Below are 17,347 nucleotides of genomic sequence, written 5' to 3'. Positions count from 1 at the left end.
TCGCGGTGGTTTGGGACCTCCCCCTGCAGGGCGGTCCCGGAGGGCCCAGCCTCCATCGCCAGTACAGCACCGCATCCGAAGTTTGCGATCTTCTACATCACAACCTCCATCAGCGTTCGTGGCGCACCATCATCGGCATAGCGGATGGGGTCGGCCGCCGTGTTCGCCTTCTGCGCCTTGCCCTGCGCCTTGCCCACCCGCTCGGTCGGGGAGGCGACCATGCCCATGCCGGTCATCGTGTCGCGCAGCCACCGGCGGAACGCCTGAGCCGACACGTACGGATACATCTGACCTCGAATACGGGCCTTCTTCACCGGTGTGGTCGTGGTGTTCTCGCCACGTCCGTTGTTGGGCGCACCCGCGCTGACGGCCAGCGCTATCTTCCCTGCCAGATAAGCCATCAGGCGTACTCCTCGACCTCGTCTTCGGTGGTGTCGAACCTGATCTCGCTGTCGTCCTCGTCGCTGCCGCTGTCCGTCCCGATGACCACCTTCCTGTCATGCAGGGCCTCGATCACCTCGAAGAACAGCAGCGTGCGCTCCCGCCAGCCCTGCGAGCCGCCAGCCAGCAGGTCGCCCAGCAGGTCAGGGTTGACCTTCTGCTCCTTGCCGTCCAGGTAGAGCCTCGCCGCTGCCATCATCAGCAGCTTGTGCAGTTCGTAGCCGCTGCCGGCGGCTCGGTGGTACAGGTTGAACCGGCCACGATGGGAATCCTGGGCGATCCAGTCGGCCAGCAACTTGGCGACGGGCTTGAGCCGATCAGGGTCCATGTCGTACATCACCTCCGCGTAGAGTCGGCACAGGGACCCCCACCGCACCAGCGTGTGCCGGGAGATCTTTTCCGCATTGGCCGACCGCGCCAGCAGTTCCCTCAGCAACCGGTCCGGCCGTTCCCCCTCACGATCGAACAGCAACCGCGCAGCGGCGGTCGCCCCGTCGATCGCCGTCTTGCCCTGGCGGTCCGTCTGCTTCAGCGCCCGACGCAGGTCTCGCCAGCCCTTGGCGCAATCGGGGTCCGCCTGCATGAGGGTCGCGAACCGGGCCACGCCCGTCCGCGTACTGGCCACACGCAGCCACGGCTCCTGGTTGTCGTTCTTGAATATCCACAAGCTGGTCGCCGCCGGTGCATCGTTGGCGTGCTCACGCAACGCCTGCAACGTCACCGCCTCAGGACCTGCCATCGCGGGCAACCCGTTGAAGCCGGACTGACGGATCCGGCCCGCTCGTCGTACGTTCCGGATCGTGAATTGCCGCTCGACCTGCGGACTGTCACACATGAGCACCGTCGCCGAGCCCGCCGTCACCCACGCGCCGTACGGCAGTGCCCACAGCGCAACCCGGCACCCGCGGCACACCGGCCACCCCGCCGCCCCAGGCGGCAACGTGTTCAGCGCTCGGATCGAGTCGAACATGGGGAGCGTCGACTTCGCCCACAACACGGCGCACCGCTCTCCGCAGAACGTGCAGCTCCGCCCGGCTCCTTCGGCGTCATCCGGCGCGAACAGTCGAAGCATCTCGCCGGTCAAGACCGTACGGTCCTTCTCCCGCTTGGCGTGGGTGGGCTTCGAGTTCGGGTACAGCGCGAACAGGACCTTCCACCAGTCGTAGGCGCCAGTGTCCGGACGGGCGGTCGCGGCCTCCACCACGTCGTCCACGACCCGCCGGACCACGCCATCGAGCAGTTCGGCCGTGACATCTTCGATCCGGTCGCACCCGGCGAGCACCGCCACGGCCCATGCCCCGCACCGCTGCAGCGGGTGCTCGGTAAGGCGTAACGCCGTGCTCACCTGATCCACCCGAAGCCTTCCACGGTGGACAGGCCGAGTCCCCATTCATACAGGGCATCCAGCAACTGTGGTTTCGCGGCGACCCGAATCCGCGCGGTGGCTCCAATGCGAAAACCTTTCGGCACATCAAAGCGGCGGCGAGGGCCGGAATCCAGCACTTCCACCTCTACTTCATTCGGCAGACCGAGGAGATCCGCCTTGTGTCGGATGTTATGCGCCAACCGATCCTGAAAATTAGCGTCATCCGGAAGGATGTACATGCCGTCATGTTTCACCAGAACCGGTGAGACCGTATCGAAGACCGCAACACCCTCCGAGTGGTCCGCGATGTTATCCAGCTGGATACCTTTGACCGATAGATCCACCGATCCCCAACGGATCTCACTCCGCCCCGCCAGCGCTGCCAGCAGACATGCCGCGATCCTGGGCACAGGGGAGCCCATCGAGATCGAGCCGTCCGGTGAGGTCGAATACGCCCCTGAGCGCGGTCGCGTGCCGGAAAACAGCGGCGGAGAGATTCCTACCGGTCGAAGAGAACTGCCCTGCCAGCCGTCATCGTGGAGCTCCGCAGCCAGCTCTGCATCCTGACCCTGGATCAGGTTATAAATCACCGCTCTGGCCGGACCATGGACGTCACTCCAGGGCATAACCGGAACTTGTGCGGCGACATCAACACGAAATCGCACCAAGCGGCTCCTCATAGTCCGTGTCGAACGACAACATAGTGATAGCAGTAAGCCCCGACACTTTCCGAGTTATCGCTCTATTGCTACCGACGAGATCGATAGCGGCCAAGATCTACAGCCGTAGATCAATCCCTCCAGGGGTGATGAGCGGGCAGGTGCTCGAGGACGTGGTGCAGGCCGTGCGAGAAGGTTGCGATCCCTCCAGGGGTGATGACGGGTGATGAGCGGCCGTCGTGGCTCAGCACGGGCGGGCGTTGCTGGCGACGTTGCGATCCCTCCAGGGGGTGATGAGCGGCGCGGGGTGTCCGGAGCAGAGCGCTCCACCGAGACGGTTGCGATCCCTCCAGGGGTGATGAGCGGCAGCAGGCCCCCGGCGTCGATCGTGGATTCGGTCCACTGTTGCGATCCCTCCAGGGGTGATGAGCGGCTCGCCTGTGACCCGTCCTCGGGCTTCTACTCTCGTTGCGATCCCTCCAGGGGTGATGAGCGGCCCACGTCTGCCAACTGTGGAACGTGGACCCGTGGTGTTGCGATCCCTCCAGGGGTGATGAGCGGCGAGGAGCGCAGCAACACGGGCGAGACGTGCCCGAAGTGGTTGCGATCCCTCCAGGGGTGATGAGCGGCCGAACGAGGGTTCGGCTGCACCAACGCCCGCATCCTGTTGCGATCCCTCCAGGGGTGATGAGCGGCGAGGGCCTGACCCCGGGCCGCCGGTACTACCTGCGCAGTTGCGATCCCTCCAGGGGTGATGAACGGCCCGCAGCGACATCGACGAGTACGTCGTGCACCTGACGTTGCGATCCCTCCAGGGGTGATGAGCGGCCGGGGGCGGTCGCGTTGGCGGCGGGCGGCGCGATCAGTTGCGATCCCTCCAGGGGTGATGAGCGGCCGGAGGCGCCGTCCGTGGTCACGCTCTTCGAGATCTCGTTGCGATCCCTCCAGGGGTGATGAGCGGCGTCGTAGCGGAAGATCTCTTTCATGGGTTACTCCCGTGTTGCGATCCCTCCAGGGGTGATGAGCGGCCGGGTCGAATCAGGGCTTGGCGGGGCGGCCGCACTGTTGCGATCCCTCCAGGGGTGATGAGCGGCGCCCGACATCCTGGTCGGCACGCAGATATCCGCGGGGTTGCGATCCCTCCAGGGGTGATGAGCGGCCAACAACATCGCCACCAACCTGGGCGCGGGCACCAAGTTGCGATCCCTCCAGGGGTGATGGGCGGCCAACAACATCGCCACCAACCTGGGCGCGGGCACCAAGTTGCGATCCCTCCAGGGGTGATGAGCGGCACGAGACCGGGAACGCCTCCCTCACTTTGCGGAAGTTGCGATCCCTCCAGGGGTGATGAGCGGCATGTCCACCTGGTAGCGGGTCGGCCCGTTCAGGAAGTTGCGATCCCTCCAGGGGTGATGAGCGGCCCCAGGGTAAAGCCGCAGGTCAGAGAAGCGTTTCGACAGGCTTGGAGGATGGATTTTGCAGCAGTCCGCCGGTAGTGCAGGAGGCCTGGTCAGAGGGGGTGTCGTCACTATGAGCCTCCACGGTACGGAGGGCGCTCCAGCCACTGGGCGATCCACCGGGTGGACAGCGCTGCGTCGATTCTTTATAGCCGCTCGAGGCTGACCTTGTCCTCACGCTCGGCGACCTTCAGCCGACGAGCACCGGGGCGAGGGTCAGCTCTTCCTGGCCGAGCCCAGGGAGAGCTCGGACGTGTCCACGATGAGCGGGCGTCGTGTCAGACGCCGACCCATTCGGGCATCGCGCCGCGCACCAGTCCAATCCTGCGGCGGCGGCCAGCGAGACCAGCGTTCGGATCAGCCGTTGCGCGGTCGGTGGTGTGAGCCCCATGGATGTCATGGCGAGACGGACCGGGTCCGCGCGTTCCCCGCTTCCGGCTGCGCAGATGCTCGCGACAACAGCCTGGTAGGCACGGCGGTAGGTAGGACCCGGTGCGGCGAGGAGTCGATGCAGTGTCTCTCGCGCAGCGTCTCTCTCGACGATGTGGGTCGAGCAGGTGTACCCAACTGCCCAAGAGATTCCGGCGAGGGGGTCGTCGTCGAGGTTGGCGGCGTAGAAGGCAGGGTTGAGGCAACGCAGGCGCTGGAGCGCGGCATCCGTCCGGCGACGGGCTTCGCTCATGCTCAGGCCATGACGTTCGCACAGGTCGGCGGGAATCTCGCAACACGACGCACCCCGCCGTGCCCGGCAGACGGCGAGGATCAGCAGGTCCAGCGTGACCGGGTCGGTACGGAGAGGCGCGGCCCAAGCCGCCTGCTGGAGATCTCGTTCAGGCCGGGCAGCAGCACCACGCCGTACGGCGTCGTCCCGGCGGATCCTCCCCTCCAAGTGCACCAGCGGGTAGTGGATGAGCTGGGCCCGCGCGGCGCGGAGCCACGGAGGTTCCCCTTCAACAGCTGGCCGGCGCAGGGCGTGGGCCAGCGCGGCTGTGTCCTCGTACTCTGCCTGCGGGGAGACCAGGTGGTAACGCACGAGGGCCAATTCCCGGACGGGCTCCCCGGTGCGGGTGGTGGGAAGTGGACCGCGTAGGCGGGCGAAGCCGGCCAGGAGCAGGTCTTCGATGGTGGCCTCGCATTCTGCGCATCCGCCCGGTCCGACGGGCGCGTGGCAGGGGATGCCGGCGTGCCGGGCTCGGTACAGGGGCTTGCGTGCGGCGGCACGCATTGCGGGTGCGGTGAGGGCATAGAACGCGGGGAACGCGATCGCGTCGTCCGGGTCGGCCAGGTGCGCGAGGGGCAGCACAGAACCTCCTGAGGCAGGAAAGACCAGGCCACCGTGTAGGCGGCCTCCTCAGGAGGTGATGACACCTCGTTGATGCTCTTCGGCTACAGCCGTCGAACTCGCTCAGCATAAGCGATACGCCGCCGCGAACGCATCGAGTTCTCGGCACATCCGCTGATAGCGGGCGAAGATCCTGTCGTCCACGCCGCCCAGGTCCTGGACGGCGCGGGCGAGCAGGGCCTGTACAACGTCCGGTTCGGGTGGTGCGACGCGCTGTCGTCGGCGCTGGCGAATCCGGTCAAGCAGGTGCGCGTACGGTGAGGAATTGCGCAGCCGCTCCAGTTCCTTCAACGCAGGAGATCGGGCGGTGACGGCAGGCCAAGAAGTCCAATCGAATAACCCCGGCCGCAACGCCTCTACGGCCAGATGGCAGGCCTGCCAGGGCCGGTCGACGAGGACACGTCCGATCAGGGTGAGGCGTTGCCGGGCCGACTCGTCCGGGCGGTCCGTGCCCGTGTAGAGGTCGCGATGCAGTCCGTCGACGGACTCGCGTAGCGGGTCGAGAGCGGAGGAGCCGTACCCCAGCAGTGTCCAGGCGGTACGGAGATCCAGCCGGCGCAGCGCGCAACCGGCGAGTTCGGCCAACAGCGGATCAGGGCCGAGCCGGCGCAACACCCTGCCGCCGTCGCGCGCGACCGGGTGTACCCCCTGGTCGCGGGTGAGTTCCACGACGCGCAATGGGCAGGCCGCGGTCAGCGACCAGGCGATCCCAGCCGCGATCATCGCATAGCCGATGTCTGGTTTGCCGGGGTTGATGACCAGGACGGCCTCGTCGACGTCCCTTAGGCTGCCCGATCCGGTTCGGCCCGTCGGGGGTCCCGCCGCCTCCAGCCCATTGCGGATCTCCTCACTGGCTCGCGCCACGTCTGTGGCGGGCAGCGGGCCCACCACTTCGGCCTCGATCCGCGTACGTGCCCAAGCCGCCAGCATCTGAGCTCGGGGGGTCGTCTCCGCGCTCGCCAGCAGCCGAAGCCGGATGCGTTCCGGGCTGCCACAGTGCTGTGTCACCCAGTCGATCAGCTTCAACACGGCCTGTCTGCCCTGTACGTCCACATCTTCGTGCCAGCCGACGCCCACCCCCATCAGAACCAGCACATGGCCGCTGCCGAGGACGGGCCACGTGGTCATGCCGCGGCTCTTCAGCAGATCGACGGCCAGGTCACCGCGCTCCCAGACTCCCGCCTGGGCGATCACCGTCGTCGGCAGGCGAGGACGACGTTCGCGCAGATGGGCGGTGTGGGTCGCCGCGTCGGCGTAGAACTGCGTGAGCTGATGGTCGCGGAGGATCTCCGCGCACTCCCCCACCTCGGACACCGGGATCCGGCGTCCCGCCTCGCGGACGAGCGTCCCGCAGCCCTGGCGAGGGTCGCGGACGGTGAGCTTCTCCACCAGGGCCGAGAGCAACGCCCGTGCGGGCACGGACAGCTTGTCGCGCTCGCGTTCCAGCCTTCCGGCCAGGTGCCGCACGTACCAGGCTCGCAGCAGGGACTGATCGATGGCCTCGCCACGCGCGGCCCGTTCGAAGAACGCCGCCTGGACCGACGGCCACAGCTCCGTCAGTTTCTCCACCTGTCCGCTGCTCAGCCCATGCATGCCTTCCTGCCGGGCACGGCGAGCCCGGCTGACATCCGCGCGCTGGCGTGCGTCCAGCAGTTGCCAGATCTCCGCACCGGCCGGATCGAACTCCGCCAGCTCGGCCCAGAAGCGGTGACGCAGGAGCCAGTTACGCAACGCGCCAGCCGACGTGATCAGGTCCTCCAGCCGGTACGGCATGGCCGCATCATCGACGCGCAGCAGGCTCACCGGGATCCCGGCTTCCAGTCCGGCCAGCAACGCTCCGCTCCCCAGAGCGTACGAACCCGAACCCGACGTCACGAGGCATTCGCCCGGCTTGAACCGGAGCAGGGCCTGGGTCGCCGGGCCGACACAGTGCCGTGCCGTCGGCTCCTCGATCTCCGCCACCCATACGCGCTCGTCGGTGAACCTCCGCCCGAACATGCCCTGCGGCGAGCAGAGACCTTCGCGGAGGAGCCGTGCGTACTCGGCGAACGTCGCCGCTCCTGGCCGGTGAGCGTTCATGGTGGCCAGGAGCACTATCGCGTCCGCCTTGGCACCGGCCTCGAACACCTTGCGCAAGGGCCGCCGATCCGATCCCGTCGCGTTCGGATCTCCTTCGAGATCTACGGGCCTGACCGCCTGGCTCCGTGGTGGAAAACCAAGGTCGCCGGCACCAAGAGGGTGGAACAGCAGTGTGTGGACCGAGCGGCTCACCGTTCCTCCTCTTCCCAGATGTGCGCTCAGTGGTCAGGATGATGCTCGTCCATCAGTAACAGAGGGAGGTTCGCAAGAACCAAGGAGTTCTCTGCCGCCACTCGCCTGCTGCCAGGCGCTGCGATCGCAAGGACTCAACCGGCGACGACCTAGGAACGGTGCGCAATGACGGTGGAAGGCGTGAGGCACCCTGCCGCCCCGCGGATGACGGTAGTGGGCGCCAACACAGGCTCGCAGGCTTCGACGAGCTGGTGGCAGGCGATGTCGGACGGCACGGCGGCGGTCGGCCTCGGCGGCATGATCGCGGGCGGCTTTCTGATCGAAGCCGGCAAATCGGTGATGACGGGAGAGGCCACCGGCCGCTGGTGGTTCGTCCTCGGCAGTGCATTCGGGCTGGCCATCATCTGCGTGGGTTTGTGGCAGCGTCAACGATTGAGGAACGGGCTGCAGATCGGCCTCGTGGTCACCGCCACGGACACCCGCAGGGACGGAGCCTCAGGAAAGCGCCACGACAAGCAGGCAGAGAACTACAGCCTCTCCACCTGTTCGCTGACCCTGAAGACCAGCGTGGAACTGGCCGACGCCGGTCACCAGGCCAGAGAACTGGTCGAGGCGCTGGCCGACGAGACCCTGACCACCATCACGATCGCCGAACGGCTCTCCCCCGACGCCGCCCGGATCAACCTGATCCCGACCATGCCACTCCATGTCGCCTTCTATTTCGGGGCCAGGATGCGCCAGACTCACGCCCGCGAGATCGTGGTGCACGCCATCCGCCTCAACGACGGCAACCCTTCCTACTTCCCGGCGACCTCGCTGCGCGTAATGGAGTCCGACATTCGTCCCCTCCGCGCCGAGAGGCTCGACCACCTCGATGGAGATCCCACCCGAGCCGCCATCGCCGTCGACCTGCAAGGGCGTGGGGACCAGTTCTTCGACCCCGTCGTCCACACCTGCCGCGAGCATGACGTCGGCCTTCTCTTGCGCGTCCGCAGTGACGGCCCCCTCCTCGCTCCCGACCTGAAGACCTTCAGCGGAGCCGTGGAGCAGATCTACGACGCCTGGGCCACCGCTCCGCTTCCCACGACCGCCCGCACCGGCCGCCACGCCATCTTCCTCAGCGGTCCAGTCGCCATCGCTCTCGCTCTCGGGGCGCGCCTCGCCGGCGCAGATCAAGGCCGCTGGACCGCCTTCTCTTTCAACAGCGCCAGCAGCACCTACGAGGCGTTCCCGCCCCTGGCTGACGCGGAAAAGCGCTATGAGAACGGTTCCCGGTGATTAGGGTGCCGTACGAGCACATACGCAGCCTCGTCCGGACACGGGTTGTGTGACGCGACGTACCTCCTGCCTGATGGTCCAGTCCCCTCGGCTGCGCTTCGTCCATCAGTCAGTAGTGGAGATGGAACGCGAAGACGGGAGGGCAGTCAGGTGAGACCCGTTGCTGTCGTGAACAGGGAACGACCGACATGAGGGTGCACCCCGTGGTGATCGGTACGTCCGGCACCCAGCGGTTCATCTTCGAATCCACCAAGCGGCGAGAGAACGTGGGAGCTTCCCATCTGGTCACCCGGATCGAGGAAGCGTGGCTGGACGATGCGCTCCCCGGGCTCGGAGCCGATCGCGCGACCCGCATCCGCACTGGACCGCTGGAAGTCGTGACCGCCAACGCCGGCGGGATCACCGCGCTGGTGCGCGATCCCGACCTCGGACGCTCGTTGGTGACGGCGATCACCAGCAGGGCTCTACGGGATGCCCCCGGCCTGGATGTTTGCGGGGTCGTCGGCCCGCCGTTCGACTGGAACGGCGCGGACGTCCTGGCGGAGGCGCTGCACCACGCCAGAGCCAAGCTCCCACATGCGCGTCTGGCCCACCCCGGACCGCAGTCACGTTTCCCCGGCCTGCCGATCGCCGCGCGGTGCACGTCAAGCGGACTTCCAGCGCAATCGATCATGAGCCCGGCTCCCGGTGAGGCACCTCAGCCCCGTTCGGCGGCCAGCCTGGCGAAGTTGCGGGCGTTCGAGCCGGCTCTCGGACGGTTGGCGGACAAGATGGGGCCCCTACGTGGACAGACGGACCGGACGCGGCCCGGGTTGCACGGAGTCGTCGAACACCTCGGTGAACGGGCCGACTGGGTGGCCGTCGTCCACGTGGACGGCAACGGATTGGGACGGGTCTTCCAGAACCTCCCCACGGTTATGAAACACCAGGGAAAGAGCACTGCTGAGGAGTACGCCGACGGCCTCCGCGACCTGTCACAAGGGGTGGACGACTGCGTGGAGAAGGCGTTCCGCAGGACGGTAGCCGAACTCGAAGCGAACGGGGACGCCCTGGTCGACGGGCATCTGCCCCTGCTGCCGCTGGTGCTGGGTGGCGACGACCTGACCGTGGTCTGCGACGGCACCGTGGCGCTGGCGTTCGCCGAGCGCTACCTCACCTTGTTCAAGGAACATACCCAGGAGGACGAACGGGTCGGCGGGTTACTGCGGAAGGCGGGAGAACCAGCGCTCGGCGCCTGCGCGGGGGTGGCGATCGTCAAGCGGCAGTACCCCTTCCGCAGCGCCGTCGCCCTGGCCGAGGAACTGACGCAGGAGGCCAAGTCCGTCAAGATCAAGCTGGGCACGGACCGCTGTGCCCTGTCGTTCCACGTCCTGTACGAAAGCGCATTCGCCGACCTTGAACGGCTGCGCGCCGGCACAACTCTGCCGGACGGTACCCGGCTCACCGCCCAGCCCTACGTCGTGGGAGACCCCGGCCATGACCCGACAGGATGGTCAAGTCACCGCCATTGGAACGATCTGCGCCGTAGGGTCGGCGCGCTGAGCCGTACGAACGATGACGGGGACAAGGTCCTGGCGGGCGGCCAGACCCATGACCTGCGAGCGGGGCTGTTCGTCGGCAAGGACGTCGCCGACAGCCGGTTCTCGCTGCTGGCCACCCGCCTCGGAGGCGTCGTGACCGATCTGGCAGGCGACGAGCGCTCGCTCTTCTGGACGCATGACGGCGCTGCGCACACCGGCCTGCTGGATGCCATGGACGCCGTCGGATTCCTCACCGGCGATGAAGGAGAGTGATGGAGCTCCGTCTCCGCATGCTCAGTGACTGGCACATCGGAACGGGCACCGCCGCCCGAGGACGTGCCGCCCGCCTGGTGCAACGTGATGTGGACGGCCTGCCTTACGTCCCGGCCAAAACGCTGGTCGGGGTGTGGCGCGACGCCTGCGAGGTGGCCGCCAGGGCCCTCGGTGATTCCTGGTCCCCCTGGGTGGAGTACCTGTTCGGCAGTCAGCGGGCCCACTACGAGTCCGAGGACTCGAAGCCACCGCACGCGGGCATGACGAGTCCCCGCCCCGCAGCCCTGCTGATGAACGGTCCGCTGCGCGTGCCGGGGCGGCTCGGCGAAGTGCTCGCTACCCGCCCACGCCTGCGAGAGGCGGTGACCTTCGTCAAGCCCGGTGTCGCGCTCGACCCGCGGACCCGCACCGCCGTGCAGCGGAAATTCCGGTACGAGGAGATGGCCCGCGGCGGGATGACCCTGGCAGGCTCCGCGGAGCTGGCGGACGAGCTCGATGGGGACCAACTCGCGTGCGCGCTCGCTCTGCTGTGGGCCGGGGCGATGCTGGTGGAGAGCATCGGCGGCAAACGGCGCCGCGGCGCTGGGCGTTGCCAGCTGACGCTGTCGGGGCCCGGGATGCCTCCGGACATCGACCGTCTGAGCCGCCCTCCGGCGGGACCACCCGGGCGCGTCGGTCCGGAGTCCGCACGTGAGGCGGAGACACGTGCCGGCGAGGGGTGGGAGCGAGCGCTGCTGACGCTCCGGCTTCTCGACCCGCTGCTCGCCCATGACCGTACTGTCGGCAACCTGACCATCGGGCTTGACCACGTTCCCGGCTGGAACCTCTTCCCCGAGGTGCTCAAGCGCCTGAAGTCGGCGGGAGCGGCAGCGAGACGCGGCGACCTCATCGTGTCCGCCGCGACCTTGCTCGTCGACGGCCGGCGCACTCTGCCCGCGCCCCGGGTGCTGGCCCGCTCGAAGGACGAACCGGATCTGGTCGTCAACCGCATGACGTCGTCCGGCGATTCCGGTCAGCCCCTCAAGCGCCTCCGCGGCGGATACGTCGGGAACGGACTGCGGATTCACCGCCCCGGTTTCATCACCATGATGCACAACACGATCAACGACGCGACGCAACGACCGACCCGGGATCTCGGTGGCGTGTACGTCTACACCGCGCTGGAAGCGGGCACTGAGCTGGCCGCCGAGGTGCGCGTCCGGGCCGGCCTGCTGCCCGAGGGCTGGCAGAAGTCATTGGCGGGGACGTGGCGGCTGGGCCGCTCCCAGAAGGACGACTACGGACGGGCGTCGGTCACCGTCCAGCCGGAACCCATCACCCCAGCCACCGGCTCTCCGCTACGCGAAGGCGACCTGCTCCGAATCTGGTTGCTCTCGGATATCCTGGTGCTCGACTCCCGGCTGTCCTTCAGCTCCGACCCGGCGGATCTGGGCCGGGCACTGACCGAAGCCTTCGCGGCCGCAGGCGCTCCTGGCGTGCGGGTGGAGCCCGTACTCGAAGATGAAGACCGCGTACCCACCTCCTACGAAGTGAGGCGCACGGAATCCTGGCACCGCAAGTGGGGCCTGCCCCGGCCCACCCTGCTCGGCCCTGCCGCAGGCGGCTGCGTGACCTTCAGGGTCACCGCCGGGCAGATCAGTCCGGACGCCCTCGCCGAGGTCGAACTCGCCGGCGTGGGCATGCGGCGCGGTGAGGGCTTCGGCCAGGTCCGCTTCAACGATCCGCTGCTCATCAACCAGGCCCGGAACTTCGCTGTTTCCTCCGTACCCGCTCCGCCCACTGCCGCCCAGCCGCTGGCCCCGGGAGATGCCGGGTACGACGACGCGCGGATCATCGAGCGTGCCGCATGGCGCGGCGAGATCCGGCGGTCGGCCGAAAGGCTCGCGGCGGCATCCGACGTGCTCGCCGACCTGAAGGGGTTGAGCATCAGCCGGCTCAACAACATCCGGAATCTGCTGTCCCGCCTGAGAGAAGACCCCGAAGTCCTCCGCCGGAGGATCGGGCGGCTCACCGCCCGCTGGCCTGGCTCCTCCAAAGCACAGAAGGTGCTGGAGGAAAGGCTCCTGTCGGAGAACTGGGTGTGGCGGACCCTCAATCTGCCCGAGGGCGACCTCTGCCTCACCGTCGACGCCGTTCACAAGCTCCGGACGGAACTACGGGCGGAAGCGATATCCACGTTGCTCATCGCCTGCCTGGCGGCACGCGCCCGCCGCGAGGCCGCGGGCGATGAAGAGCAGGAGGCCCGCCCGTGACCATCGGACGACCGATGAACATGCGGCTCCGGCTGCGCGGATGGCTGCAGGTACGTACGCCCCTGCATGTCGGAGGCATCGCCCTGGACCCCGCCGAGGCGTTGCCCGTGGCAATCGACGGACGCGACCGGCCCTACGTTCCCGGTACCAGCCTGGCGGGGGCGCTGCGTGCCTGGATGCGCGGCGTCGACACCAGCTCTGAGGCTCTCGGAGACCTGTGGGGCTACGTTCCGGACGGGCAGTCCGATGCCGGCCAGGCCAGTCGCGTCGTCGTCCACGACGCCCTAATCACCACATCGACCGCCCTCGGCGCCGACGGAACGCCGGCGGACCTCATCGACCCGCTCACCCTGCCCTCCCGTGAGGGCGTCGGCATCGACCGTTTCACCGGAGCCGCGGCCCCGGAATTCCTCTACTCTCGTACGGTCATCCCGGCCGGCAGCTACCTGCGCCTGGAACTCGACGTGGAGTCCACCACCAGCCAGATCGAACGTGACCGCGCTCGGCTGAGGGAACTGCGAGCTGCTCTCGCCGCTCAGCAGATCCCACTCGGCGCGTCCACAAGCGGAGGGCTGGGCATGGTGCGACTGCTGGACGAGACGATCAGCGAACAGGACCTCACCACACCTCAGGGACTACTCGCCGTACTACGGGGCGAGATCTCCTCGATCGACCTCGTCGGCACCGGTGACGCCGACCTGCCCGAGCGGCGCGAATCACTCACAGTGGAGATCTGTTGGAAGCCTCTCGCACCAGTGATGGTCAGAGCGAGCGGCGAGGCCCCCGTCATCGGAACCCTTCCCCTGTCCAGCAAGTGCGAGGCGGGAGCCTACGTCCTCAACCTGCCGGGAAGATCCATCAAGGGCGCCTTGCGGAGCCACGCCGAGTTCATCGAACGGACCGCCCGCGGAGTGTGCGCACCCGGTCGTCCGGCCGAGAACACGTCAGCCCGGGCACACAGCGACAACTTCCGTGCCCAGCTCGATCAGCTTCCCGCGATCAAGGCGCTCTTCGGCACCGCGAACCGGCCTTCCGCAGACGATGACTTCGCCTGGGGCAACGGCGCGCTGACCGCTCACGAGTGCGTCACCACCACCCAGATCCCCGCCGACCTGTGGGAGATCCTGACGGACGGGTTCAAGACCAGCGAGGACAAAGCACTGCCCTCCGAGGAGCGGGAACGGCTCGCCCGAGCCGGGATGGACCAGGCCGACCACGTCGCCATCGACCGCTGGACCGGAGGCGCGGCAGACCAACGGCTCTACAGCGTGCTGGAGCCTCATGGCGTCGAGTGGGAACCCCTACGTCTCAGCGTGGATCTCACCCGCCTCGACGACTATCGCGATACCTGCGTGGCTCTGCTGTTGCTCGTCCTACGCGATCTCAGGGACGGAATGATCTCTCTCGGCGGCATGGTCACGCGGGGATTCGGCGACATCGCGGTCGAGTCGATAGTCCTCAGCGGCTACGAGTGGTCCGGCGGCGCGACCCTGGAGGACGTGCTGGGAGATGAGTACCTGGAGCTACTGGACCAGGAATGGCAGCTCTACCTGAAGAGGGTGAAGGTATGAGTGTCGTCCTGCACGCCGCGGCCCGGCACGGCGTCGGTCTCGACGAGGTGTTGGAACACGTCGCATGCGGCAGCATCGCGCTGCTGGCCACGCCGCAGACCTACCACATCGCACTCGTGAACGCTTCCGGTGACCTGGAGACCCGGAAGGGATCCGTCCAGGTGCAGAATGTGTTCGAGGCCAGGTTCTTCGATGTGCGAGCCGAGTTGCGCTGGGTGAACATGGCCAACGGCCGGGGCAGCGCCGTCTTCCTCACCGAGGACGCTGCCACGCTGCCGACCGGCTTCGGCGAACGCCTCCCCGCCATCGAGGCCATCGACACCCGAGCCGGGGCCTACCTGTTGTGGGGCCGCTCAACGGGTCCGGTGAACGGCTGGACGACCCTGTCCACCGAACGCATCGGCACCATCGACATCCCAGCAGAGATCCCAGCCGAACGACACGTCCAGATCCTCACCCGCGAGTACATCGCCCAGGATCCCGACCACGGCAACGCGTACATAGCCGAGGAACGTTTGCTCCGCTTCGACCTCACCGCCCCGGAGAGAGCCACCTCATGAAGAACAACAAGAACCGGAATGGGAAAGCTCGGCCTACCGGTGGCAATGACAAGAAATCCACCACGTACGTCCCTGACGAGCGGGCGCGCTTCCTCAACCCCTACACCTTCGTCCCCACCCCATCGCGCGAGGGGCAGGAAGGACCTCTCGGCGACGCGCCGCCCCAAGGTCACGACAGGCTTCACCAGGGCGGATGGACCGGATCGATTCAGGTCAGGCTCACTGTGGAAACACCGCTGCTGTTGCTCGACACCGCCAGAGCCACAGAAGTAGGAGAGAACGACCATTTCCGCTATCCGATGCTGCTCCGCAACGGATCTCCGCACTTGCCCGCCACCTCGGTCAAGGGCATGCTGCGCTCCGCATATGAGATCATCACCAACTCCCGGTTCGGAGTCTTCGAGGGCTGGGAAGAGCCACTGGGCTGGCGCCGCATTGTCAGCGATGCCCAACGGATGCGGCCGGTAAGAATCATCAGCGACGGCAACGGCGGCCTGAAAATCGAATTCTGTGAGGCAGTCCGGCTGCCCCGCTACCCCGAACACAACGCCGTAAGGTACCCGGACGGAAGCCTCCCAGCGCATGGGGACGAGGTATGGGTTCGCACTCGCGGCCGACAGGCGACCGTGTACGAGATCCACAAGACGCCGAAGACTTCGGATAATGAATGGAAACACGGATACGTCTTCGTCAGCGGCAGGAACGCACTACAAAAGAAGTGCGAGCGCGTTTTCATCAAGGCACGTGGTGAGACAGCGGAACTCACCCCTGAGCTCAAGGAGCGGTGGTGCAAGCTCATGAGCAACTACAGGCGTGCCCACACCGAGGAGGAGTTGCAAGGGCTCAACACCACCGCCAACGATGGAACCGAGGAGCTTGAGTGGAGCGCGCATCTCACAGACCCCGAGCGCGCCGAACTCCAGGAAGACACTCTCTGCTATGCCTACGAGGCCGCTAAGAGCAAGGTTACCGGTCTATACCCCGTGACGGTGCCAAGAGACGTATCTCGACGAGCGCCAGCGGACATACTGGCGGAAAGCCTGCGTCCCGCTTCGGCTCTCACCAGCCTCTCGCCCGCGGATCGTCTATTCGGCTGGGTCGCCCCCAAAGGTTCCAGCACCCGGCCGGCGGGTTACCGAGGTCGGCTACGTGTCAAGCCGGTCCGGTGCGAAGGGAACGAAAAAGCCCGGACGACGCGGTTCAGCGGAGACGGCCTTCCTCTCGCTATCCTCGGCCAGCCCAAGCCCAGCCAGGGCCGCTTCTATCTGTCGCATAAGAGCCACCACCCTCTGGAGAACCCGCCCAAGGACGGACTCGCCAAAAGTGGGCTCTACCAGTCTGACGAGAACAGCCTTCGAGGCCGCAAGGTCTACTGGCACCACATCGCGACCGCGGGCGACCACACCTATTGGAGCGAGCCGGACTCACCCTCCGATCCGACCCAGGAGCGGATCGGACCCGGCTACCGCGAGTTCCGGCGACCCAAGAGGGCAAAGGTCAACGGTGAAGAACCTGCCATCACCAAAGACCTCCACTTCGACACGGACGACGAGGAACAGCGCGACAGCCAGAACCGCTCGATCGAAGGCTGGGTCAATCCAGAAACCGCGTTCGTCTTCACCCTCGACGTACGCGACATCAGTCTGTTCGAACTCGGTGCCCTGGCATGGCTACTCAACCTACCGGAGGGCCACTTTCACCGCCTCGGCCTGGGGAAGCCACTCGGATTCGGCAGCGTCCGCCTCACCTGGGACACGTCTGGAACTACATTGCGGAGCAACGAGGACTGGGCCACTTATTACCGAAGCCTGACCACCGAGCCGCACACACCGGATCCATCAGAGATCATCAATATGGCGCTCGCAGAATTCCTGAAATCGACACAGAACACGCCACACGACGAGATAAGAAAAGCGTTCCTCACCACAACCGCCGGACAGCCCGAACTCCCTGTCCACTACCCTCGAGTCCGGCCCCTGACAATGAAGGCCAACCTATCAATGCCGACGCCGCCCGACCCGCGTGGCCGGTCCTACAAATGGTTCACCGCTAACGAAGAAACCAAGAAGCAGCAGAATATGGAAAGCGCCAAGAAGCCTGCGGAGCACAGGCGCTCTCTACCGCCGGTGCACACAGATGGCCGAGATCTGGTTATATACCAGGAACTTCCAGCGAAGGATTGAGAAGCGCGCGACATCTCACAATAAGGAACGTTATATCCTATACCAGCGGCACGGTCGAGGTATCGCCGTGTCAACGGCCAAGTGCGTGTGGGTCTAGCCCACCGTTCACATGGCCACGGACACGCCGAGCCCGACAAGCCGCTATGTCCTGCTGGAGCTGTACACGTAATTAGC

Annotated in this window: 11 protein-coding genes and 1 CRISPR repeat array; of the genes, 6 read left to right on the top strand and 5 right to left on the bottom strand. The window is 66.7% G+C overall.

The window, feature by feature from the left end:
• Positions 1 to 92 precede the first annotated feature (92 nt).
• The 5 genes from ABGA98_RS44855 to ABGA98_RS44835 all read right to left on the bottom strand — a co-directional run bounded on the left by ABGA98_RS44855 (position 93) and on the right by ABGA98_RS44835 (position 7,536).
• On the bottom strand, positions 93 to 401 hold the full coding sequence (locus ABGA98_RS44855) for a hypothetical protein (RefSeq protein WP_347624599.1): 309 nt from the start codon (positions 399 to 401) through the stop codon (positions 93 to 95).
• Positions 401 to 1,786, bottom strand: a complete 1,386-nt coding sequence (locus ABGA98_RS44850; RefSeq protein WP_347624598.1) for a hypothetical protein — start codon at positions 1,784 to 1,786, stop codon at positions 401 to 403. Before ABGA98_RS44850 ends, ABGA98_RS44855 begins: the two co-directional genes overlap by 1 nt.
• Positions 1,783 to 2,472 carry a CRISPR-associated endoribonuclease Cas6 gene (gene cas6 / locus ABGA98_RS44845; protein ID WP_347624597.1) on the bottom strand — a complete coding sequence of 230 codons (690 nt, stop codon included), beginning with the start codon at positions 2,470 to 2,472 and terminating at the stop codon, positions 1,783 to 1,785. Before cas6 ends, ABGA98_RS44850 begins: the two co-directional genes overlap by 4 nt.
• 123 nt (positions 2,473 to 2,595) lie before the next feature.
• Positions 2,596 to 3,887: a CRISPR direct-repeat array (repeat unit 30 nt; unit sequence GTTGCGATCCCTCCAGGGGTGATGAGCGGC).
• Positions 3,888 to 4,113: 226 nt separating this feature from the next.
• On the bottom strand, positions 4,114 to 5,226 hold the full coding sequence (locus tag ABGA98_RS44840) for a hypothetical protein (protein ID WP_347624596.1): 1,113 nt from the start codon (positions 5,224 to 5,226) through the stop codon (positions 4,114 to 4,116).
• Positions 5,227 to 5,328: 102 nt separating this feature from the next.
• The gene (locus tag ABGA98_RS44835) at positions 5,329 to 7,536 is read right to left on the bottom strand and encodes a hypothetical protein (RefSeq protein WP_347624595.1); all 2,208 of its coding nucleotides are present in this window, start codon (positions 7,534 to 7,536) and stop codon (positions 5,329 to 5,331) included.
• A gap of 165 nt (positions 7,537 to 7,701) precedes the next feature.
• On the opposite strand from ABGA98_RS44835, the gene ABGA98_RS44830 reads away from it, so the two are divergent.
• From ABGA98_RS44830 to ABGA98_RS44805, 6 genes are all read left to right on the top strand, one after another.
• On the top strand, positions 7,702 to 8,814 hold the full coding sequence (locus ABGA98_RS44830; protein WP_347624594.1) for an SAVED domain-containing protein: 1,113 nt from the start codon (positions 7,702 to 7,704) through the stop codon (positions 8,812 to 8,814).
• 188 nt (positions 8,815 to 9,002) lie between these two features.
• Positions 9,003 to 10,607 carry a hypothetical protein gene (locus tag ABGA98_RS44825; protein ID WP_347624593.1) on the top strand — a complete coding sequence of 535 codons (1,605 nt, stop codon included), beginning with the start codon at positions 9,003 to 9,005 and terminating at the stop codon, positions 10,605 to 10,607.
• Positions 10,607 to 12,859 (top strand): RAMP superfamily CRISPR-associated protein, encoded by a 2,253-nt coding sequence (locus tag ABGA98_RS44820; protein ID WP_347624592.1) that lies wholly within the window; start codon positions 10,607 to 10,609, stop codon positions 12,857 to 12,859. Before ABGA98_RS44825 ends, ABGA98_RS44820 begins: the two co-directional genes overlap by 1 nt.
• Positions 12,856 to 14,430 (top strand): RAMP superfamily CRISPR-associated protein, encoded by a 1,575-nt coding sequence (locus ABGA98_RS44815; protein WP_347624591.1) that lies wholly within the window; start codon positions 12,856 to 12,858, stop codon positions 14,428 to 14,430. The genes ABGA98_RS44820 and ABGA98_RS44815 overlap by 4 nt, the downstream gene beginning before the upstream one ends.
• On the top strand, positions 14,427 to 14,990 hold the full coding sequence (gene csx19, locus ABGA98_RS44810; RefSeq protein WP_347624590.1) for a CRISPR-associated protein Csx19: 564 nt from the start codon (positions 14,427 to 14,429) through the stop codon (positions 14,988 to 14,990). The genes ABGA98_RS44815 and csx19 overlap by 4 nt, the downstream gene beginning before the upstream one ends.
• Entirely contained in the window at positions 14,987 to 17,173 is a 2,187-nt protein-coding gene (locus ABGA98_RS44805; protein ID WP_347624589.1) for a TIGR03986 family CRISPR-associated RAMP protein, read from the top strand. Before csx19 ends, ABGA98_RS44805 begins: the two co-directional genes overlap by 4 nt.
• Positions 17,174 to 17,347: the final 174 nt, after the last annotated feature.

This window comes from Nonomuraea sp. B1E8, from assembly GCF_039871515.1.
Taxonomy (GTDB): Bacteria; Actinomycetota; Actinomycetes; order Streptosporangiales; family Streptosporangiaceae; genus Nonomuraea.
This window is presented reverse-complemented; position numbering and strand designations above follow the sequence as displayed.

Bases quoted from the DNA above. Each gene is read 5' to 3' on its own strand.
- ABGA98_RS44855 (WP_347624599.1), bottom strand. From the start codon at position 401: ATGGCTTATCTGGCAGGGAAGATAGCGCTGGCCGTCAGCGCGGGTGCG.
- ABGA98_RS44830 (WP_347624594.1), top strand. From the start codon at position 7,702: ATGACGGTGGAAGGCGTGAGGCACCCTGCCGCCCCGCGGATGACGGTA.
- ABGA98_RS44825 (WP_347624593.1), top strand. From the start codon at position 9,003: ATGAGGGTGCACCCCGTGGTGATCGGTACGTCCGGCACCCAGCGGTTC.
- ABGA98_RS44820 (WP_347624592.1), top strand. From the start codon at position 10,607: ATGGAGCTCCGTCTCCGCATGCTCAGTGACTGGCACATCGGAACGGGC.
- csx19 (WP_347624590.1), top strand. From the start codon at position 14,427: ATGAGTGTCGTCCTGCACGCCGCGGCCCGGCACGGCGTCGGTCTCGAC.
- ABGA98_RS44805 (WP_347624589.1), top strand. From the start codon at position 14,987: ATGAAGAACAACAAGAACCGGAATGGGAAAGCTCGGCCTACCGGTGGC.